Source organism: Vagococcus sp. QWL-13, from assembly GCF_058683555.1.
In genome coordinates, this window is record NZ_CM178746.1 from 2604034 (window position 1) to 2625466 (window position 21433).

18 protein-coding genes are annotated in these 21433 nt (G+C 40.3%); 3 read left to right on the top strand and 15 right to left on the bottom strand.

Annotated features, from left to right (window positions below):
* Positions 1 to 332: 332 nt before the first annotated feature.
* From AC4PHI_RS12270 to AC4PHI_RS12315, 10 genes are all read right to left on the bottom strand, one after another.
* Positions 333 to 1424, bottom strand: coding sequence for a M24 family metallopeptidase (locus AC4PHI_RS12270; protein ID WP_492200113.1), 1092 nt, complete (start codon positions 1422 to 1424; stop codon positions 333 to 335).
* 109 nt (positions 1425 to 1533) lie between these two features.
* The gene (locus AC4PHI_RS12275; RefSeq protein WP_492200114.1) at positions 1534 to 2904 is read right to left on the bottom strand and encodes an APC family permease; all 1371 of its coding nucleotides are present in this window, start codon (positions 2902 to 2904) and stop codon (positions 1534 to 1536) included.
* A gap of 137 nt (positions 2905 to 3041) precedes the next feature.
* Positions 3042 to 3665 (bottom strand): MBL fold metallo-hydrolase, encoded by a 624-nt coding sequence (locus AC4PHI_RS12280; RefSeq protein ID WP_492200115.1) that lies wholly within the window; start codon positions 3663 to 3665, stop codon positions 3042 to 3044.
* A 71-nt stretch (positions 3666 to 3736) separates the two neighbouring features.
* On the bottom strand, positions 3737 to 4504 hold the full coding sequence (locus tag AC4PHI_RS12285) for a MerR family transcriptional regulator (protein WP_492200116.1): 768 nt from the start codon (positions 4502 to 4504) through the stop codon (positions 3737 to 3739).
* A 103-nt stretch (positions 4505 to 4607) separates the two neighbouring features.
* Complete coding sequence (locus AC4PHI_RS12290) at positions 4608 to 5411, bottom strand: pyruvate, water dikinase regulatory protein (protein ID WP_492200117.1); 804 nt, start codon at positions 5409 to 5411, stop codon at positions 4608 to 4610.
* Positions 5412 to 5414: 3 nt separating this feature from the next.
* A complete protein-coding gene (locus AC4PHI_RS12295) occupies positions 5415 to 6053 on the bottom strand; it encodes a helix-turn-helix transcriptional regulator (protein WP_492200118.1) in 639 nt (212 codons plus the stop codon).
* 336 nt (positions 6054 to 6389) lie between these two features.
* Positions 6390 to 9005 carry a pyruvate, phosphate dikinase gene (gene ppdK, locus AC4PHI_RS12300; RefSeq protein ID WP_492200119.1) on the bottom strand — a complete coding sequence of 872 codons (2616 nt, stop codon included), beginning with the start codon at positions 9003 to 9005 and terminating at the stop codon, positions 6390 to 6392.
* A gap of 241 nt (positions 9006 to 9246) precedes the next feature.
* The gene (locus AC4PHI_RS12305; RefSeq protein WP_492200120.1) at positions 9247 to 9867 is read right to left on the bottom strand and encodes a 50S ribosomal protein L25/general stress protein Ctc; all 621 of its coding nucleotides are present in this window, start codon (positions 9865 to 9867) and stop codon (positions 9247 to 9249) included.
* A gap of 300 nt (positions 9868 to 10167) precedes the next feature.
* Entirely contained in the window at positions 10168 to 10722 is a 555-nt protein-coding gene (locus AC4PHI_RS12310; RefSeq protein WP_492200121.1) for a TIGR01440 family protein, read from the bottom strand.
* A gap of 240 nt (positions 10723 to 10962) precedes the next feature.
* Positions 10963 to 11085 (bottom strand): hypothetical protein, encoded by a 123-nt coding sequence (locus AC4PHI_RS12315; RefSeq protein WP_492200122.1) that lies wholly within the window; start codon positions 11083 to 11085, stop codon positions 10963 to 10965.
* An 89-nt stretch (positions 11086 to 11174) separates the two neighbouring features.
* Here AC4PHI_RS12315 and AC4PHI_RS12320 point away from each other — a divergent pair, with 89 nt between their 5' ends.
* The 3 genes from AC4PHI_RS12320 to AC4PHI_RS12330 all read left to right on the top strand — a co-directional run bounded on the left by AC4PHI_RS12320 (position 11175) and on the right by AC4PHI_RS12330 (position 16144).
* A complete protein-coding gene (locus tag AC4PHI_RS12320) occupies positions 11175 to 12914 on the top strand; it encodes an ABC transporter ATP-binding protein (RefSeq protein WP_492200123.1) in 1740 nt (579 codons plus the stop codon).
* Positions 12915 to 14663, top strand: a complete 1749-nt coding sequence (locus AC4PHI_RS12325) for an ABC transporter ATP-binding protein (protein WP_492200124.1) — start codon at positions 12915 to 12917, stop codon at positions 14661 to 14663.
* Positions 14664 to 14839: 176 nt separating this feature from the next.
* Positions 14840 to 16144 carry an ISL3 family transposase gene (locus tag AC4PHI_RS12330; RefSeq protein ID WP_492200125.1) on the top strand — a complete coding sequence of 435 codons (1305 nt, stop codon included), beginning with the start codon at positions 14840 to 14842 and terminating at the stop codon, positions 16142 to 16144.
* Positions 16145 to 16322: 178 nt separating this feature from the next.
* Here the strand turns inward: AC4PHI_RS12330 and AC4PHI_RS12335 are convergent, their stop codons facing one another.
* The 5 genes from AC4PHI_RS12335 to holB form a co-directional block, all read right to left on the bottom strand.
* The gene (locus tag AC4PHI_RS12335; RefSeq protein ID WP_492200126.1) at positions 16323 to 17810 is read right to left on the bottom strand and encodes a glucosaminidase domain-containing protein; all 1488 of its coding nucleotides are present in this window, start codon (positions 17808 to 17810) and stop codon (positions 16323 to 16325) included.
* Between the two features lie 567 nt (positions 17811 to 18377).
* Entirely contained in the window at positions 18378 to 19256 is an 879-nt protein-coding gene (gene rsmI, locus AC4PHI_RS12340; protein ID WP_492200127.1) for a 16S rRNA (cytidine(1402)-2'-O)-methyltransferase, read from the bottom strand.
* Positions 19257 to 19322: 66 nt separating this feature from the next.
* Complete coding sequence (locus tag AC4PHI_RS12345; RefSeq protein WP_492200128.1) at positions 19323 to 19664, bottom strand: DNA replication initiation control protein YabA; 342 nt, start codon at positions 19662 to 19664, stop codon at positions 19323 to 19325.
* A complete protein-coding gene (locus AC4PHI_RS12350; RefSeq protein ID WP_492200129.1) occupies positions 19664 to 20485 on the bottom strand; it encodes a PSP1 domain-containing protein in 822 nt (273 codons plus the stop codon). Before AC4PHI_RS12350 ends, AC4PHI_RS12345 begins: the two co-directional genes overlap by 1 nt.
* A gap of 11 nt (positions 20486 to 20496) precedes the next feature.
* On the bottom strand, positions 20497 to 21432 hold the full coding sequence (gene holB / locus AC4PHI_RS12355; RefSeq protein ID WP_492200130.1) for a DNA polymerase III subunit delta': 936 nt from the start codon (positions 21430 to 21432) through the stop codon (positions 20497 to 20499).
* Between the last annotated feature and the right edge of the window lies 1 nt (position 21433).

Below are 21433 nucleotides of genomic sequence, written 5' to 3' on the forward strand. Positions count from 1 at the left end.
CCTTTGTCTATTTTGTTATCTAAAACCAATGATAGCATAGTTCCGCTGCAGTATAAATGCTATCATTGATGTAATATCATACTTTTTAGCTAATGAAAAATTTTGTCAGCCACTACCGTTGTTTATGGTTATTTATCATAGGGTATTGCCCATATTATATAAAAACGAACAATAGTTTTATTACGCAGATTGGAAATTTAAACCAATAAAAAACTGTCGTACTTGTGCTGTGCTCTAAAATCATATCTTTAGAACACGACATATAACGACAGTTTAAAATTTTTTGTTATGTTTTCAATCTTTTTCTATTCAGAAATTCCTTATTGTTCAAACTATTTATTTTCTCCGATAATCATCAACTCTTTTGGAAAATGATTCAAATTTTCATAGCCATTTTCTGTAGCTACAACCAAGTCTTCGATTCTGACGCCCACTTCACCTGGCAAATATATCCCCGGTTCAATCGAAAAAATCATGCCCGCTTCCACCGTCGAGGTATTAGCTGCTGAAACATCTCCTACTTCATGGCACTCCAATCCGATAAAGTGCCCAGTACGGTGAGTAAAGTATTCTCCATAACCTTTTTCCGTAATATAATCACGAGCTGCTGCATCAATGTCGCAAAATCTAACACCCGGTTTGACTGCTTCGATGGCCCGGCGGTTAGCCTCTAAAACAATATTATAAATTTCCCGATGACGTTCGGAAACAGACTGGTAGAAAACCGTGCGCGTCATATCGGAACAGTAATCATTTTTTACCCCGCCAATATCTAAAATAATACTATCTCCATCAGATACCACACTATCATCTGTCAGATGATGTGGGTCAGCTCCATTAGCCCCGTATGCAACGATAGGATCAAAAGATACACCTGAATTCCCCAACTCTCGATAAATCCCTGTCAGTCTGTCAGTCATTTCAAGTTCCGTTAATTTTTCCGGTATCAAGTTAATCAAACGGCTCATTGCTTCATCGTTATCCTTGGAGGCTTCACGCATCAAATCAATTTCCTCTGCCGACTTACGTGCTCTCACGGCATCAGTGATTTCAGAACCAAGTGTGATTTCTCCGATTTCTTTTTTCATCACTTTCATCAGCGCAATCAGAAAATGGGCCGGCCAAACTTTATCCACGGCAATCGCTTCAGTCTCATCTAAATAATCAGATAGGATCTTAATACCATCATCTGTGTCGTCCAAGTAAACGATTGAAATACCCAAATCTTTTTTAACGGTGAAAAGTTTATTTAAAAACAACACGTGCTCTCCGTTTGCCCTCAACATCAAAACCAGCAGACGTTCCCCTGGATGAATCCATTCTCCCGTAAGATAAAATATCGTTGTGGGGTCAGAAACCAGCAGCTGACTCACCTTTTTTTCAGTCATTCTAGTCAAAATATTTTGTAATCTTTCTTGATTCAACGTAATGCCCCCTTATTTTTTTAGCTAATATCAGTTTATCATACTGCCTATTTTATAGGATAGTTTAACTTTTCAAGTCACAGTGTTGTCATCAGAAAAAGTTTGAAAGTCAACACTGCTGGTCCTTGAAGTCTTCAGTTTCAAATATCTTTTTCCTGTAATAAACAAAGCCGACCAAACTAACTGTAAAGCAAATACCAATAAAGACAGACACACTGACAGGATTACTGATAATCCCCCCAAAAACGATGATCATGCTGCCTAAAATACCTAAAATAGGAGACAGCAGTCCTTTAAAGATACTTTTAACTTCTTTTTTCAAATACATCTGAATGATTTTTATATACAATATAGGATAGCAAATATAGCCAAAAATAATCGCAATCTCACTGATATCTCCGCCGGGAATCAGATTCATCTTCTGAGTTAAATAATGAATCAGCATCCAAAACACAGAAAAAAACAGTGAGATATAAAAGGAATTTTTAGATAATTTTTTTCTCATGTCTACTTTGCTCACTTCTTCGGCAAAAGGAATCATATTTTTCGTTGCCAGAGCTTGGGGCATTCTCAAATTGCCGATTGTCAGTCCATTGGTCACTCCCAAAACAGAAATGACTACAAAGGATAAAATGATGGGTCCGCCCTGTTCTCCCAATAATAATTTGCCCACATCATAGATGGCTTGGTCTCCGACTTGCAAAATATAATCCGAGCCGAGAATCCGATTGATTCCTAAAAAGTAAAGGACGTACACAGACAAGACCACAGTTGGTCCGATAATCAATGCTAGTGGCATGTTGCGTTTAGGATTTTTTATCTCGTTTGTGATACTGGTGGCAACAGGCCAGCCGTCATAAGAAAAGGCCGTCGGTGCCAGTGCAGCAAGCCACAGCCAGCCTGATGAGTTAGTTGCAACTGATGAACCGCTTACTTCCAACACCACATCTGGCTGCCAAAACATTCCTAATAGCGCCACCCCCACTAAAGGAACCAATTTAACATAGGTAGTGATGATTTGAAAATTCCCGCCTAGTCTCAAAGATAAATAATTCATGCCATAAATAATGAATAAATAAATTGTTCCTACCAAAATTTGTTTTTCAAGGGAGGGGGCAATGCCAAACATCATCAATGTATAAATACCAGCAGCCCACGACACAACTACATTGATGGAAGGTATGTATAGAAACGTCTGAAACCAGCCAAATGCACTGGCTATCTCAGGAGAAATAAAATCTTCAAAGTAACCGACCAGACCGCCGTTTTTCTCTGTCCTCACAGACAATTCAGTCAAGCTCAAACTGCCAAAAATAATACTAAAGGCACCTAAACATAACACGATAACACCTAGAGTAACATTTCCTCCCGTATAGCGCAAAATGTCATCTGCCTTGAAAAAAATTCCTGAACCAATACAGATGCCTACTATCATGGTGACAGCAGTCATCAATCCATAATGATGTTCTTTGTTTTCCATTCAATTCTCCAAATTCTATTTTTAGTCATGAAAATTATAACACACCTTTCCAGATTTTCTTCAAGCAATTAAAAGTAATCTTGTTACTGCAACAAAAAAGAAGCAAGGACGCATACATCAACTTGCTTCTTCTCTAATTACTGAAAAAATGGATTATGACTCTTTTCAAATCCAATGGTGCTCGGTCCCCGATGTCCGGGATAGATTTTGTAATCTTCCGGCAAAGTAAACAGTTGCTGGCGGATACCATGAATCAATACACGGCTGTCTCCAGTAGGCAAATCACTGCGCCCCACACTGCCGGCAAACAGTGCATCTCCTGTTACCGCAAAACGTGCCTCATGAAACACAAAACTGACGCCCCCATGAGAGTGTCCAGGTGTATGACGTACTTCAAAGGTCATTCCGCCTAGAGTATACTCCTTCATCTCAAACTCAAACTCCGCAGGTTCGCAAACAATCATATCCATGGGACGCAGTCCTGAGAGATTGAGATTCGGGTCTGTCAGCCACCCCTGCTCGGACGGATGGACATACACTGGAATATCATAAGCATTGCGAATCTCTTCTAATGCTCCGATGTGATCGTAATGGGTGTGAGTCAATAAGATTGCCACAGGTTTACGGTTTAGATCGGCAATGATTTCTTGAATCTTTCCCCCATCTTCCCCCGGGTCGACAATCAAAAGATTGGATTCATTATAAATAAAGTAACAGTTGGCTTCCACTGGTCCCGTGACCAGCTGTTTGATTTCTATCATTCACTTGCTCCTTCAAAAATATTATATAGTTAAGTATAACGAATAAATCAAACCATGCCAACCGTAAACAACTAAGCGTAATGATGAATCACATCCCGTAAAAAATCCGCCGCGCCATCAGATGACCGCTCTTCATAATACTTGGTAAACTCCGGCGACGCCACATACATCTGCGCCACACCTTTGTGGTTCTCTACGGAATATTTGCCCCAGGCCTGCGTGATCCATGCTTTATGCAGTTGGAAAATTTTCTTTGCTTCCGTAGATGGAATCTTGATTGCCTGATGTCCAGCCAGCAGCTGGAGCATCTCTTTTTCTGTCTCTTGAAACTCTCGATAATCTTCCTCTGACATTTTTGAAAATTGGAGATTAGCGGCTTCCACCTGTTCTTCCCCATATTTTTCACGAATTTCTTTTCCGTATTTCATTTCATTAGTTTCCAATTGCTCTTTCTTGAATGCTTCAAATTTTTGTTTATCAGACATACTGATTACTCCTTCTTTTTCCATAATTGATTGGTCGGCTAAATCAAGCAGATGGTCTAGTCGTTCCCGCTTTTTAAGCAATGCCTCGCGATGTTGTCTGAGCAAAGACAGATAGTCCTCTTTTTGATTTAACAATGAATGGATTTGTTTCAACGGCATCTCCAGTTCCCGTAAAAAAAGTATATGCTGCAGCTTTTCCACTTCTTCTTTCCCATAAATACGGTAACCTGAAGGACTGATTTTCTTTGGCGGCAATAACCCCACTTCGTCATAATAACGTAGCGTACGAGTCGTCACTCCGGTCAATTGCCCAAATTCTTTAATCCTATATTCCACTGATTTCAATCCTTTCATTTTCCAACCTGCTTAAACTATAAAGGATAACGTAACGTGAATGTCAACAAAAAAAGCAAAAAAAGAGAAACAAATATTTGTTTCTCTTTTAAGCATCCCTATGTCACTTCTTACCTAATTCCTCAATAAGCGCCGCTGTTTCCTCAATGGAACGGTTATCCACATGAATCACTGTTGCATTTAACTTTTTATAAACATCTTCTGCATACAGTACTTCTTCACTGATTCTTTCAATACAAGCATACTGGGAATCAGAATTCAGACCTAAAAATTCCAGACGAGACTTTCTGATTTCAACAAGCTTTTCCGGATTCGCTGTCAATCCGATTAATTTTTCTGACGGTACGTCCAGCAACTCCTGAGGCAAAGGCATCTCCGGAATCAAAGGTAAATTAGAGACCCGATAAGATTTATTCGCCAAATACATGCTCAACGGTGTCTTGGAAGTCCGCGACACACCCAAAATCACAAAGTCGGACTGCAAAAATCCCCGAGGATCTTTTCCATCATCATATTTAATCGCAAATTCGATTGCCGCCACACGATCAAAATATTCCTTGTCCAATTTATGCAATGCCCCTGGTTGTTCCAACGCGGTCACACCAGATTTTCTTTGAATCATTTCTGTCAACGGAGACATGTAATCTACATACTCCAATCCCGTCCGAGCTGAAAATTCTTGAAGCACGGTAACCAAATGACTATTCACCAACGTTGCAACAACAATGGCTTTCTCCTGTAAAGCGTCCTTCAATATCACTTTCAACTCGTCTTCATCCGTCACAAAAGGGTAACGTTTAAATTCTGAGTCGGCCACACTTGGAAACTGGGCCATTACTGCTGATATCACTTTTTGAGCTGTCTCCCCTACAGAATCAGATATAATAAATAACGTAATTTTCTTCATTCTCTATACCTCTTTATTTTTTTCTATTTGAAGCCCAGCCTCAATGAAATGAGTGAGCAATTTGCTTTTAGAAATCTTGCCGACAACTTTTTGCGCATCGGCTGTTTCTACCACCGGCAATGAATCAATTTCCTGATGTACGATCAGGTAACCAGCGTCCACTACTCTTTCTTCCGGAGTCACTGTGATGATATTAGGCGTGCGGGTCATGATGATAGCCACGGGCGAAGTATCAATATTCGGATTATTCATTGTTGCACGAAGTAAATCTTTTCGTGATAGCAATCCAACAAAATTGTCATCATCATCAATCACATACAAACTGCCTGCATCGTGTAAAAACAAAGCCGTCACTGCATCTTGTATAGTTGTCGTCTGTTTTATCAGTATCGGGGGGACCATGATATCGCCAATTTTTTTATGATACAGCTCCTCAAATAATAAAGGCTCAATTGTTTGTCCGGAATAAATATAGCCCACTTTAGGCCGGGCATCTAAGATTCCCGTCATTGTCAATAAAGATAAATCACTCCTCAGAGTAGGTTTTGTCAACCCTAACCTTTTAGCAATATTGTCTCCACTGATCGGCTCATTTTCACGGACGATTTTGATTATTTCTTTTTGTCTTGTTGTTAGTTCCATTCTCATTACCTCGTCCTATTCATATTAATTTTATTATATATGACGTTCTAATAAAACACAACACAACTTAATAGGCAGATTGAAATTCTAATAAAATCCTAACATTTCCCTTTGATTCATTAAAATACCTTGTTTATCTCCTGTAGATTCAAGTTGTGCATGCCAGCATCAAAGATAAAATTTCTCGTATCTTCCTAGATTTATACTCGCGGCTGTGTCGCTCCTCATTGTCTAAATTTGCTTTGTCAGTTTTCTCTGAATTTACGGATAAAAAAATCACGGGACATCTATGAAACTTAAAAATGTCCCGCGATTTTTTCCTGTGCCATGATTAAATTATTTTAAGATAGCTGCCTGCCCCACTGCTAAACGGGCAATCGGTACACGATAAGGCGAGCATGACACATAATGCAAACCTAATTTTTGGAAGAATGCAATCGAAGACGGATCTCCGCCAACTTCACCGCACACTCCGATTTTCAAATCAGGTTTTGTTTGTCGTCCACGTTCAACAGCAATCTCAATCAGTTGTCCAACCCCTTCAACATCCAATTTTTGGAAAGGATCTGCCGGGAGCAGTTTCTTTTGCTGATAGGTGGTAATAAATTTGCCGGCATCATCCCGTGAATAACCGTAAGTCAATTGTGTCAAGTCATTGGTGCCAAAACTGAAGAATTCAGCTTCCTCGGCTAATTGATCCGCAATAAAACATGCCCGTGGAATCTCGATCATCGTTCCTATCGTGTAGTCAACAGGAATATTTTCTTCAGCGATGATTTTGTCAGCCACTTCAATCAATAACTCTTTTAGAATAGTCAGCTCGTTTTTCACTCCGACTAATGGAATCATGATTTCAGGTGCCACTTTTATTCCTTTTTTGACTAAGCCGCAAGCACTTTTGATGATTGCTTCCACTTGCATCTCATAGATTTCCGGGAAGGTCACGCCTAAGCGGCATCCGCGATGCCCCAACATTGGGTTGGTCTCGATCAAACTGCTGACCCTTTTCTCCAGAAAAGCCTCAGTCAATCCCAACTCTCCAGCTAATTGTCTGATTTCTTCTTTTCCATGAGGTAAAAACTCATGTAGAGGAGGATCCAGCAGACGGATAACAATATCTTTTTCTTGTGTGATGTTGAAAATGTTTGTAAAATCTTCAATTTGAATTTCCAGTAATTTTTTCAAAGGCGCTTGCCGCTGACTGCTGCTTCCAGCCAAAATCAAACGACGCATTTCCATCAGACGGTTACCTTCAAAGAACATGTGCTCCGTACGCGTCAATCCTACACCTTGAGCACCAAATGCAAAGGCGGTTTCTAAATCTTTCGGTGTTTCAGCATTGACCCGGACTTTCAAATCCGCAACTTCATCGGCCCAAGACATTACTTTTTTAAAGACGGAACTCTCCTCTGTTTTTTCCATCTCCAATTTCCCTAAAAATACTTTCCCCTGACTGCCGTCAACTGAAATATAGTCTCCTTCTTCAACAATTCCCCCGTCAAAAATAATCGAACGGGCAGCTTCGTTGACTGTTAGGTTCGTACAAGCGACTACACAGCAGATTCCCATCCCCCGGGCAACGACTGCCGCATGAGAGGTCATACCGCCGCAGCTGGTAACGACTGCGTTACTGACTGACATGCCTTCCACGTCTTCAGGAGATGTTTCCTGTCTGACTAAAATCACCTCATCGCCAGCTTCCACATACTTTTTCGCCTGAACCGCATCAAAAACTACCCGACCGGTAGCCGCCCCTGGGCTGGCAGGCAAGCCTGTAGACACCACTTGAGCTGTTTCTATGACTTCCTTAGAAAAAACAGGATGAAGAAGCTGGTCAATCATTTCAGGTTTCAGATGCATAAGAGCCTGTTCCTTGGTAATTACGCCTTCTTCTTTTAAATCATGAGCGATTTGAAAAGCTGCCCGAGCAGTCCTCTTTCCGCTCCGGGTTTGTAAAACGAATAATTGCTCGTCTTCAATAGTAAACTCTATATCTTGCATATCTTGATAATGATTTTCCAGTAAATTAGCGATTCTCATAAATTCCTCATAGACTTTAGGCATTTTTTCAGCCAACGTATCAATCGTCTCTGGTGTCCTGATGCCGGCGACAACATCTTCGCCTTGCGCATTGATGAGATATTCTCCAAAAATATGATTGTCCCCTGTTGCTGGATTTCTGGTAAACGCCACACCCGTACCGCTTGTTTCACCGCTGTTGCCAAAAACCATTGCTTGGATGTTCACCGCTGTTCCCAAGTCATCTGCAATTCCATGAAGACGACGATAGACTTGTGCCCGATGATTATTCCAAGAATGAAAAACTGCTTCCACCGCCATGAACAACTGGTCGGCAGGATTTTGCGGGAATTCTTTTTTAACTGCTTCCAAATAAATTTCTTTAAAAACTTTGACTATCTCTTTTAAATCTTCTGCAGTTAACCCATTATCAGAAGGATAATTATTTTTTTCTTTCACATGGGTCAAATATTGTTCGAAACGTTGACTCTCGATTCCGAAAACCACCTCACCAAACATCTGCAATAAACGTCGGTAGCAGTCATAAGCGAAGCGTTCATTCTGAGTCTGTTTTGCTAAAGCTTCTACAGTCTTGTCATTCAATCCCAAGTTTAAGATCGTATCCATCATCCCCGGCATGGAAAACACTGATCCGCTTCGCACCGATACCAACAAAGGTTTTTCAGCGTCATCAAATTTTTTACCGCTGGAAGATTCTATTTGTTTTAAAGCAGTCAAAATCTGCTCCTTTAATTCCTCTCCCAAACTGTGATCATGAGCTAAATACGCCATACATGCTTCCGTAGTAATGGTAAATCCTCCCGGAACTGGCAGTCCCAGTTTTACCATTTCCGCTAAGTTTGCCCCTTTTCCGCCTAACAACGGTTTCATTCCAGCATTTCCCTCAGAAAACTGATATACCTTTTTATCCAAATTCATCGCCGCCTTTATTTAAGATGTATTAAACCTGCTCTTATACTATATAATACGTCTTATATAAAATCAATAGGTGTTTTATATATTTGTTAAATAAATTTATAAAATTTAAATATATCAGGTAGGTTGGCAAAATAATTTTCACGCAAAAAAGGGAATCTTTCCCATTAATCTGCAATTCACCGACAAAAAAATCCCTGTCAACGTTCATACGTCAACAGGGAAACAAAAATAAAAATTATTCTTCTACTTCTTTTTCTGTGATTACTTCTGGTTCTGCTACCACTTCGTCATCAGCAGGCTCTTCTTCGACAGCCATTTCTACCACTGAAGCAACTTGCTCTTCAGGATCAGTGATGATTGTGAAATCAGCATGTTTCGGAATATCAGCCACTGAAATAGATGAACCGATTGTCATGTCTTCCACATTCACTTCAATACTTTCAGGCAATTTGTCTGGTGTTGCTGAAACTGTTGCAGCATACAACGTTTGAGTCAACACGCCGCCTTCTTTAACACCGACTGGCATACCTACTAGAACGATTTCAGCTTCAACTTCTTGTTCTTCGCTCATATCAACAGCCAAGAACTCTGCGTGAACCCATTCGTTAGTAAATGTGTCTGTTTGTGTTCTGTGAAGCAATGTCGGGATTTTTTCTCCGTTCAGCTCTACATAGTAAACAGCGTTCACACCGTTTTCTCTAAGTGCCTTTGATAAGGCTGGTCCGTCAACGGAGATTGCTGTGTTCTCCATTTTATTCCCATAAACTACTCCGGGAACTCTTCCAGCTGTTCTTAATTGTTTGCGGATAGAACGCGGACGCAATGCTCTTTCCTCTGCATGTAATACTACTGCCATTTCTTGTTTCCTCCTTGGTCATATAAAATAAGCTTCAATGGTCATTGTTTGACAGGAATATCCTGAAACTGATGTCCACTAAAGCTTCACCTATAGTTATAGAGAGTTCCTCCTCAAAAAAGATGGAGGCCAGTGTTTCCACTTAAACAAAAATATTTTTAAAATCATTCTTGTTTGCTCATCATGATGACTTAAAAGCGACAGATTATTTCTACTCCCTTTTAAGCAACCACACTATAGTATAAGCTTATAGCCACCATCTTACGATAATCTCGCAGCAATGTCAAATGCCCAAACCTTTTACTGATACACCGCGCGAGCGCCGCCGATTAATTTTGGCCTTGAGCCTAGGGCAGTGACATGGGCTTCACCTAGAAATTTTTCTTTTGGCCGGATCGGTACCGCCACATGCTTGATATGCATCCCTATGGCCGTATCTCCAATGTCTATGCCGGCTTTTGCTACAATATGTTCCACTTCGACGGGATCATTAAATAATTTGAACGCCGCCACGGAACAGGAACCGCCAGCATGGACAGCCGGGATTACCGCTACCTCTTCAAATTTTTCGGCTTCCATGACCGACCGTTCCACTACAAGGGCCCGATTGATGTGTTCGCACCCCTGGACAGCAAAATGAATTCGATAGTTTTGCAAAACTTCCAGCATGGCTTTGACGATTACTTCTCCCACCTCTAAGCTGGAATTTTTCCCGATGACGCCGCCAATAACTTCACTGCTGCTGCACCCCAGCACTAGTAACTCTTCTGCCTTGATATTTGATTTTTCAATCACATCTTCCGTCAAAAACTTGACGTCACGACTCAGCTTGTCTAAATCAACTGTGTTTTTCATTTTTAAAGTCTCCTTCTTTATTTTTACTAAATATTACCCTTGATGCATCAGCTTAAAAACAACCGGAACCAAACCCTATATTTTTAGTCATAACAGCGTTTCGGAAATAAGCCCTCCCCAAAGCAGATGTTGCCCTGAAATCTTATGGATGACGTTCGCAACGGTATCTTAGAACTTATGATTGACAGACAAAAATCAAACTCCCATGGAAAGCAAACCATCTCTCACGTTATTTTCAAATCAGCAAATATCATCTGCATCTCTTGTTTCCACATTAACATTCTCTGCCACACTCTTTTTAAATTCAGCAATAACTCGGACTCTTTCTGCTTTAAGGGTAACATAAACAGTGATCCTTTTCATGAATTTCCTCCTGTGTTTATTTCTATCCTTGAAATCAAAATCTGTTGTCGTACAATAAGAGGTAGCTTTAATTTTTGGGGGAAGAAAACATGTTTCGATTATTGAAATATTCAAAAAAATATAAAAAAGAAATTTTATTAGGACCATTTTTCAAATTACTGGAAGCCATCTTTGAATTAGTCTTGCCCTTATACATGGCAAAATTAATCGACCAAGGGATTCGCCAAAACAATCTCACTTATGTTTGGCAAACAGCAGGAAAAATGTTTTTGATGTCTTGTATCGGTTTAGCCTGTGTCATGATTTGCCAGTATTATGCTTCGATCGCTTCCCAAGGATTTGGGACCGAATTACGCCGAGTAGTATTCAAAAAGATTAATCAGTTTGCCCATGCCGAATTAGATTTTTTTGGCACGGATACGCTGGTTACACGAATCACAAATGACGTCAATCAACTACAACTTGCTTTGGCTATGCTGATTCGACTGGTCATAAGAGCACCTTTCTTAAGTATCGGCTCCGTGATTATGGCATTCTACATCCATTCCGGCATCGCAATTATTTTCGCCGTCGTGCTGCCCATTTTCTTTTTTATTTTGGTCTTCTTGATCAAGCGCACAGTCCCTCTGTTCCGCAAAGTCCAGAAAAAAATGGATCAGCTGACCCGGAATATCCAAGAAAATCTGGCAGGTATCCGCGTGATCCGCGCCTTCGTCAGAGAGAAGGCACAGTCAGAAAAAATCAATCACACCAGTGAGTCCTTAGCAAAAAATAGTTTGAAAGCTGCTAATCTCTCTACTTTGCTCAATCCCCTGACGATTCTCATCATGAATTTCGCCACTATTCTTCTGCTGTATATCAGCGGAGATGCTGTGAATATCGGTTCTCTCAATCAAGGGGAAGTCGTCGCTCTCGTCAATTACTTGATGCAGATGCTGCTGGCACTTATTATCGTATCAAATTTGGTCGTAATCTTTACCCGTGCCGCTACCTCAGCTCACCGAATCAATGAGCTCTTAGAGACAAAAGAAACGCTGACCGACTTTTCCGGAACGCACGTGCAGAAGGCAGACCATGCAAGCGAAGATAAAATCATCTTTCAAAATGTCTCATTCAAATATCCTCGGCAAAATGGCTGGACATTGGAAAATATCACTTTCGAATGGGGCAAAGGACAAACTTTGGGTGTTATCGGACCGACCGGCAGCGGCAAGTCTTCACTTATTCAATTGCTTCTCAGATTTTATGATCACACAGAAGGAGATATTTGTCTTTTTGGCAAAAAAATCGCAGATTATCCTGTTTCTGAATTAAGAGGAAAAATAAGGCTGGTACCGCAAAAAGATGTGTTGATTTCAGGAACCATCCTCAGTAATCTCCAATGGGGAAAACATGATGCCACAGAGGAAGAAGCTTGGCAAGCTTTAAAAATCGCTCAGGCGGAAGAGTTTGTCAAAGAATTGAAAGAAGGTTTGAATAGCCCGGTAGTTGAAGGCGGGGAAAATTTTTCAGGAGGGCAAAAACAGCGTCTAGCCATCGCCCGTGCAGTAGTCAATCGGCCTGACGTATTGATTTTGGACGACTCTCTAAGCGCTTTGGATTACCGTACTGATCTGGCCTTGAGAAAACAGTTAAAAACTGAACTGCCTCAGACCACAAGTCTGATTGTTTCTCAAAGAATCAGTTCCATCCGACAAGCAGATCATATTTTAGTGCTTGATAATGGCAAAATCGCCGGACAAGGCACCCATCGCGAACTGATACAAACATGTACCGCCTATCAAAAAATTGCGGCGTCTCAAGAAAATCAATCGACGGAGGTGAAGTAAATGAACAACCAGTGGACTCTTAAAAAATTTTCCCTTTACTTGCTTCCGTATAAATGGCTGTTACTTTCTGCTTTTTTATTCGGCATCATCGGTGGGGGAAGTTCTGTTCTGATGACCTACTTGACAGGAAAATCTATTGACCACATGCTTGGAAAAAACCATGTGCTGTTTACGGAACTCTATCATGTGCTAGCTTATTTTGCACTAGCTATTTTATCAGCTTCATTGACCCAATGGCTGATCCAAAGAATTGCCAATCACATCAGTTATCAAGTTGTGGATAAGATACGAAAGGACACCTTTGATAAACTCAATCATTTGCCTATTCGTTTTTTCGACAGCCAATCCATTGGGGACATCACCAGCCGTTTTACCAATGACTTAGACTATGTGGCTGAAGCAATGATTTCGATTTTTAATAATTTATTTTCCGGCATGACCATCGTGATTATTTCGCTGATTACTATGCTGAAATTGAACGTTTCCCTGACACTTGTGGTTTTGCTGACGACTCCTTTTATGTTTTTAGTCACATGGATCATCGCTCAAACCAGTCAGAAAAGATTTTTAGAACAACAGGAAATCGTGGGGAATATTTCAAACTATGTGACTGAAATCGTGGGAAATCAAAAACTGGTCAAAGCATTTCAATACGAGCAAGTGAGCATGAATGAATTTGACAGACGAAACGAGGAACTTTACAACGTAGGTCAAAAAGCACAATTTGTTTCGTCTCTGACAAACCCCTTGTCACGGTTCATTGACCATCTTGCTTATCTTTCCATCGGATTTGTTGGAGGCTACTTGATTTTGAGCGGCCACCCATCCTTAACTGTGGGGATTTTGAGCAGTTTTATTATTTACTCCAGTCAGTTTACCAAACCATTCATTGAACTATCGGGTATCACGCCACAGATTCAATCCGCCTTGGCTGGTCTGACAAGAGTTTTCAGAATTATGACTCAAAAAAATGAACCAGATGACAGTCATCTGCCTAGTGTCCCGGAAAAAATTAATGGAGAAATCGAGTTTCGCCATGTTGACTTCTCTTATCGAAAAAAACAGCCACTCATTCAAAACTTTTCTTTAAAAGTTGCGCCAGGCGAAACAATAGCCATTGTTGGAAAAACCGGCGCTGGAAAGTCTACTTTAGTAAATCTATTGATGAGGTTTTACGACATCGACGGAGGAGATATTTTATTAGATGGTTGTCCTATTGACCACTATCGGAGGGAATCAGTGCGTCGTTCCTTTGGTATGGTTTTGCAGGATACTTGGTTATTTGACGGGACCATCAGGGAAAATTTAACTTTCGGCAACACCGAAGCCACAGAAGAACAAATCATAAGTGCAGCAAAATCAGCTAAGATTGACCGCTTCATCGAAAATTTACCACAAAAATATGATACCCTTATAGGAAATAACGGCATCAGTATTTCTGAGGGACAGCGGCAATTGTTGACAATCGCTCGGACCATGATTGCTAATCCGCCTATGTTGATTTTAGATGAAGCCACAAGTTCAGTGGATTCACTGACAGAGCTCTCCATTCAAGAAGCTTTTTTAAAAATGATGATTGGAAAAACCAGTTTTGTTATCGCACACAGACTCTCAACTATTAAAGAAGCTGATCGAATCTTAGTGATGAGTGACGGTCAAGTGGTGGAAATCGGTACTCATGAGGATTTATTATTAGACAAAAACGGCTATTACTATCAACTCTACCATGCACAATTTGCTGAAGTCTAAACTTGAAAATTTAAAAAAAGCAACGCATCAGATGTTATTTAGGCTCTATAATTTATGGGACTGATGAATCAAAAATTGATTCATCAATCCCATTTTTTTGTATTAAATAAAAAAACATATAGTTCTTCTGTTACTATTAAAGCGTCTAACCTAAACAGTAAGGAGAACTATATGCTATGACACATGATATCAAAAAACTACTAAGAATTATAGACCCTGATCTAACTATTTTAGCTGTTTCTAAAGAAGCCTACCAAGACAAGCAAACACTGATTATTGAAGCTGATTATTTACCCGCTCCTAAAGTTTGCCAAGTATGCGGTTCAAGTCCTATGGACCATGAGGGGAAGTATAGGGTCGTTAAAAATGGGACTAAATCTTCTATGATTCGGTTGGAGGACTATCATCATATGCCCACCGTGATGAAGTTAAAAAAGCAGAAGTATTTTTGTCGCAATTGTCACTCATACACCACCGCTAGTCCTTACTTTGTTAAAGAAAATTGTTTTATTTCAGAGCACATCAAGTTTAAAATTTTAGATCTTTTAAAGGAGAAAATCTCGTATACCCTCATTGCCAAACTCTGTCATGTGTCTATCACGACAGTGATCAGACTTCTTCGAAGTCTAGAAGCCTACGTGCCTAACAGCCAAGTAAAAGCTGCTTTACCCACTGTCCTAATGGTTGATGAATTCCGGTCTCATGCGACGCGGGAAGATAAGATGACGTTTATTTGTGCCGATGGTGACTCTGGGAAACTTGTGGATATTTTACCGAGTCGACAACACAACAAGTTAGAAAAGCACTTTAACCGTTATCCTCAAGAAGCATTAAATCAAGTAGACTTTCTCGTCACAGACATGAATGCGGCTTATTTTAAGCTAACGAAAACCTGTTTCAAACAAGCTAAAATCGTCATTGATCGTTTTCATATTGTTAAACATATCAATACTGCGTTTAATGACTTCAGAGTGAAGGAAGTCAAGCGATTAAGGAAACAAGGGCACCTCTATGAAGCCCAAAAAATCAAAACTAACTGGAAATTGCTATTAAAGGATTATCAAAACATTGATTGGACCAATTATCGTAGTTGGCGAAGCTTTAGATCTCCTAAATATCCTCTCCTCACGGAGGGAATGGTGATTGACCGACTGCTCTCTTACTCGCAAAGGCTTCACGATACCTATCACTGTTTTCACAACTTGTTGAACGCTTTTAGGAGCAAAGATGTCGCCTTATTTTTCAAACACTTGGAAGACTTGCCGGAACATCTTGATAAAGAGTTTAAACAGAAAGTACAAAATCTATTAAAGTATGAAGTAGGCATCACTAATGCTCTTATTTACCCGTATTCCAATGGTAAATTGGAAGCCAAGAATACCCATATTAAAACACTAAAGCGAGTGTCCTACGGCTTTAAATCATTTCGTAACATGAGAATCAGAATTTTTATGATGAATGGTTTAATACAAATAAAATAACGGAAAAAGGAACCAAGCAGAAGTGTTCACTTCTACTTAGTTCCAAACTAATTTTTACTCATCAGTCCTATTTGACAAAGAGCCGTTATTTATCAAACATCTGATGCGTTGCTTTTGTCGTCCTATTTAACTAAAAACGCCTATTTCTTAATAATCAACCCACCCGTTTTCATTCTTCTTATTCCAGCGGGGTATAAGGATTTTCAACGACTAAAACTTGACCTTTAATCAGCACACTATTTTCCAAATCATTCCACTCAACGAGTTCCTTGACGGGAATCTCTGTTTGTTCGGCGATTGACAAAAGGGTGTCTCCGTCTTTGACCCGGTATGTTTTTGCTCCCTCAGCATGGGGACTGCTTAATTTGACGACCTTGTCATTGGAGAAACTGGTAGGCAATGCACGTGTCATAGAATAAGCCACTTGACGAGCCTTCAGCAAAGCCAATTCCTGCTGGCGCTTTCTTTCATCTTTATCGTTCAGCTTTTCTTTTTTGCTGTCCGCTCTGTTTTTTTCAACAGAATCATCCGTTTTCCCTTCCTGGATTCTTTCCCGACTAACAACGATCCATTCATCTTCTGCTAGGTCTCTTTGAACTTCGATGTCATTTAATTCTTTAAGTTTACTTATGGTCGTTCCGTATAACTTCGAAATATCCCACAGCGTTTCATCACCCTTAATTTTATGGCGTGTGACACGTATTTTTCTGACTATTTTTTGTGCATTATCATATTTTTGGAGATTATATGCAGAGATCAAACCGTTTAATTTTTGATTATACAGCGTGTCTGTCGCATATCTGCCTGTTAAAAAAGCAGTCGCTTCTTTATAAGAATCTGCATTACTCTTACGCACACCTGAATAAAAACTGGTATTCAACAGCTTGGCATAGTCTTCCAAGGATTCTTTGTAAGACGGGTATTTTCTAAAAGTAGCTTTTATCGTAAACATAGCACCTTTGCCGTTATCTTCAAGTGTTGACATTTCAACACCCCTGCCTCTAAACGTTCCTTTGATACCAAAGAGATTGTGATTGGGCGGCTGTGCCAAGGCACTATTCCCTGAAGCACTCTCCAATATTGCCTGAGCAATCATCACTGATGCATATAAGTCGTATTCATCAGCTATAACCATAGCTTCTTTACCTATTTCTTGAATAAATGACTGGGTTGTCTGATTTTTTCCGAAAGTAATGACGCCTTCTTTATCAATAGATTTGCCGTTATCTTTCTCTCCTTTTCTCTCACCAGTATCTGAAGCAGATGTTCCTTTCCCGCTCACATCAGTGCTTTGACTAGTACTGCCACCAGTAGTTGAACTGGAACTGGTACCTGAATCAGAGCTGTCCGTGTTGGAGCTGCTGGAGTCCTCTGTACTGCCGGGGTCGCCAGAGCTCTCAGAACTGCCGGTATCACTGCTCGAATTCCCCGTATCCTCTGTCTCTTCAGGCTCAGTTTCAATATCAGAAGAAGGTTCAGTGCTTGGTTCTGATATCTCCTCCGAATCCTGGGGCAGGGCTTCCTCTGATGTTTCCCCTTGTCCGTCTGGGATATTATTTTCTGTTGCTCCGCCACCGTCGGCCAGCACCTGAGTATCTGACTCCGAGAGAGTATTCTCTGCAGCAAGCACAACAGAGCCGACAGCTGGTACCACTGATGAAAACAAGAGAGTCCCTACTCCCAAACATGTATAAATGCATTTAAAACATAAGTTCTTCTTTTTTTGCCCCACGAGTCATCCTCCTCACTTGTACTAAAAGTACCGATTTGCTTCCATTAAATTTTTTAAACTTACTGATAAATTATCTAGCAGCGTTAACGATTTATTTCTTTGATTTTCCCTTAGTGTCTTCCACGACCGCTTCATTAAGACAACGTTTACAAACACCTCTAACTTGTTCTTCTTATTTTAAAAACTGTGTGTCAATTACCGGCACCCAAAAAATAACGTACCTGAAAAAAATTAAAACTAATCTGTCCGCTGACTATTCTTTCCTGCCCAATCTCGTCGTAATAAGATACGCCATAACAAGCATTTCTATCGTTAAATGAACATCGATTTCTTACAAAAGATGATCAAAAACAAAAGGAATATTATCCCCACCATTATTAAATCAGTGCATGATAAAATACTATCTTATAGTACATATTATAACACAGTCTATTGGTTAAAGTAATGTATCTTTAAAAATACGGTCTCCAAAAAAACGACCATTCAACAAGACGATTTCGATTAAATGTTATGATATTCTTTATAAACTTCTTGTTTTTTTATCCCCCTAAGTTTCGCCACTTCCTTAATTGCCTCTTTTGAACTCATGTTATGCTTCTCCTCCAGCAATTCCACATGGGCTTTGATACTCAAAGCCTCCATCATCGCTAAAGAGTCCTCATTTTTTTCTAGAACATTCCCGCCGATCAAAAGACAGCACTCCCCTTTGAACTCCTCTTGTTCCGCCAATTCCAGCAATTCTGATAATGTCCCCCGGATATATTCTTCGTGAATCTTAGTCAGCTCCCGGCATAAAACCACCGGGTGATCTTGAGGATAAATATCTGACATGTTTTTCAATGTGTTTTTGATCCGGTAAGGAGATTCATAAACAATCAACGTTTCTTCTCGAGCGGCCAGCTCTTTTAAATATTTTTTTTGTTCTGCTTTCTTTCTCGGCAGAAAACCAATAAAGGTAAACTTCTCCGCTGAAAGACCGGACGCAATCAGCGCAGTCACTCCAGCTGTTGCTCCAGGCAAGGAAATCACCGGAATATTTTGATGGATACAGGCTTGAACCAACTCATTTCCCGGATCGCTGATAGATGGCATGCCGGCATCGCTGACTTGGGCGATGGACTCGCCATTTTCCAATTTCTTTAAAAATTCTGGAATTCTTTTTTGGGTGTTGTGTTCATGAAAGCTGACCTGATTCGTTGAGATGTCGAAATAATTTAGAAGTTTCTGCGTGTTTCTCGTGTCCTCACTGGCAATCCAATCCACTTCTTTCAAGACCTTCAATGCCCGGAAACTGATGTCCTCCAAATTACCGATGGGCGTGGGAACTAAATACAATATCCCTTTCGCTGAGTGATCCTTGTAGCTTTTTTGACGATTCAATGACTTCTCCTCACTTTACCTAATCATGATTAAAAAAGTTGAGATAAATAACAATTTATCTCAACTCTATTTTCTTTCTCCATAAATAACATCTAAACAAAAGGCACACTCTTCATCGTTTTCTCTACGCGTGCCGTAATATATGTTGCAGACATGAAACCCTTCTTCATAGATATTCTCTAAATTCATACGAGATTTTGATAGTCCGTGTTTTTCATCTGTCAGTTCGACTTGTTCTCGTTCCAACTGAAGTAATCGCTCACGAAGATGCTTATTTTCCATTTCTAAACGGACATTTTCTTCAATAATGATATCCAAAGATGTTTTCATTTCACTCAAGCGCAACATCATCTGTTTAAGATCATTTTCAAAATTTGAAAACTCGTCATGCAGCATTCGTTTATCCATCAAGATCTTCCTTTGGTTTTAAGTACTTTTATTTCATCATGGTCAAAATTTATCGCGATTTCCTGGTGAAACAACCTGACTTTTACTATGCGGTCCAATAAGTTCAGTCCCACAACTTTGCCCTTGCCTTCAGGTGTCTCTACTTCATCACCAAAATCCGGCAACTCTCTTTTCGCTTCTTCATATAAATCATTTTCGTATTTCAAACAGCACATCAGCCGGCCGCAAAGTCCCGAAATTTTTGTCTGGTTCAATGATAGATTCTGATCCTTAGCCATCTTGATCGAGACAGGCATAAAATCACCTAAAAAAGTGGAACAGCATAGCTGACGGCCGCAAGGACCGATCCCCCCTAAAATTTTCGCTTCATCTCTTACACCAATCTGCCTGAGTTCGATCCGAGTCTTGAAAACAGAAGCCAAATCACGAACCAGCTCGCGAAAATCAACCCGTCCTCCGGCAGTAAATTGAAAAACCATCTTTGCCCGGTCGAAAGAATACTCCACATGGACCAATTTCATTTCCAGTCCGTGCTCCTCGATTTTTTTTCTTGTGATACCGAAAGCATCTTTAGCATCTTGAACGTTTGATTCCTCTTGGTGCAAGTCCCTTTCAGTTGCCACGCGAATCACCGGCTTCAGACCTTCCGGCAAATCCTCTTTTGCTATCTCTTTACTTGGAATTGCCACGTAAGCCAACTGTTTGCTTTGCTCCGTTTCCACTAAGATTCGCTGATTGAACTGATAATCACTATTTTTTTGAGCTAAAAAATAGTAAATTTGTCCGGCTGGTTTAAATCTCAATCCGACTACTCTCGCCATTTATCTTCACCTCATTTACCTACGATTTTAATCACCAATTGCTCTAACGTGGCTTGAAAGGCAACGTTAGCGTGCCATTTCCCTTGGCAAGACAAAACTGCCGCCAAAGCTTCTGACAATTCCTCCTTATGCCACTTCTCAATCCCCTTAAATGGCTGTGTGTCAGAATCCGTCAATAGCTGATGAAAATAAGCAATCAGCAGATCATACAACATTTCCTGCTGCTTTTTATCTTTACATATTTTTACCAATGACTGTTGAACAAAGACAAATGCATAAAGATCTTTCTTGACCAGATACTGCACCCATTTGTCCATGGACTCTTTTAATTCATTAAACCATTGATCTTGATACAATGTCAAAGCTCTGTCTAAATCATTGGTTAATTCCGACAGTAACTTTGCCATCAGGGGCGGAACCCCTTCTTCTGTCAGTGAATTCTGCAATACCACTGCTGAAAAGGGAGTAAAATGCAGAATTTGACATCTCGACTGAATAGTGGGCAAAATTTGTTCTTTGTTTTCCGTAAGAAAAACAATTTGCAACTGCCCTGTAGGCTCCTCAATAAATTTTAATAAACTGTTGGCAGACTGGGGAGTCATTTTCTCCGCCTGTTCCACCAGCAAAAACTGCTTGGATTGTTCTAACCCGCTCTTCCCTAAATAGGTTTTAACTGCCGCGACTTGATCAATTTTGATACTCTGACCGTCCGGCTGTAAAAAATGAACGTCCGGATGTTCCTCTGCCAGTATCCTCTGACAATTGCGGCAATGACCGCAAGCCAGCGGGCCATTCTGACAAAAGTATGATTGTGCCAGCCATTTTGCCATCTCTTTTTTTCCGGTCCCTTTTTCCCCTTCAAATAGAAGGGCATGAACCAGCTGCTTTTTTTCGATACTCTTTTTGAGCATTTCCCAAATTCTTGGTTGTTTTTCTTGAATAGACATG

Excerpts from the sequence above, each read along its gene's own strand:
- AC4PHI_RS12275 (WP_492200114.1), bottom strand. The coding sequence starts at position 2,904 with ATGGAAAACAAAGAACATCATTATGGATTGATGACTGCTGTCACCATG.
- AC4PHI_RS12280 (WP_492200115.1), bottom strand. The coding sequence starts at position 3,665 with ATGATAGAAATCAAACAGCTGGTCACGGGACCAGTGGAAGCCAACTGT.
- AC4PHI_RS12285 (WP_492200116.1), bottom strand. The coding sequence starts at position 4,504 with ATGAAAGGATTGAAATCAGTGGAATATAGGATTAAAGAATTTGGGCAA.
- AC4PHI_RS12290 (WP_492200117.1), bottom strand. The coding sequence starts at position 5,411 with ATGAAGAAAATTACGTTATTTATTATATCTGATTCTGTAGGGGAGACA.
- AC4PHI_RS12295 (WP_492200118.1), bottom strand. The coding sequence starts at position 6,053 with ATGGAACTAACAACAAGACAAAAAGAAATAATCAAAATCGTCCGTGAA.
- AC4PHI_RS12305 (WP_492200120.1), bottom strand. The coding sequence starts at position 9,867 with ATGGCAGTAGTATTACATGCAGAGGAAAGAGCATTGCGTCCGCGTTCT.
- AC4PHI_RS12310 (WP_492200121.1), bottom strand. The coding sequence starts at position 10,722 with ATGAAAAACACAGTTGATTTAGACAAGCTGAGTCGTGACGTCAAGTTT.
- AC4PHI_RS12315 (WP_492200122.1), bottom strand. The coding sequence starts at position 11,085 with ATGAAAAGGATCACTGTTTATGTTACCCTTAAAGCAGAAAGAGTCCGA.
- AC4PHI_RS12320 (WP_492200123.1), top strand. The coding sequence starts at position 11,175 with ATGTTTCGATTATTGAAATATTCAAAAAAATATAAAAAAGAAATTTTA.
- AC4PHI_RS12325 (WP_492200124.1), top strand. The coding sequence starts at position 12,915 with ATGAACAACCAGTGGACTCTTAAAAAATTTTCCCTTTACTTGCTTCCG.
- AC4PHI_RS12330 (WP_492200125.1), top strand. The coding sequence starts at position 14,840 with ATGACACATGATATCAAAAAACTACTAAGAATTATAGACCCTGATCTA.
- AC4PHI_RS12345 (WP_492200128.1), bottom strand. The coding sequence starts at position 19,664 with ATGGATAAACGAATGCTGCATGACGAGTTTTCAAATTTTGAAAATGAT.
- AC4PHI_RS12350 (WP_492200129.1), bottom strand. The coding sequence starts at position 20,485 with ATGGCGAGAGTAGTCGGATTGAGATTTAAACCAGCCGGACAAATTTAC.
- holB (WP_492200130.1), bottom strand. The coding sequence starts at position 21,432 with ATGTCTATTCAAGAAAAACAACCAAGAATTTGGGAAATGCTCAAAAAG.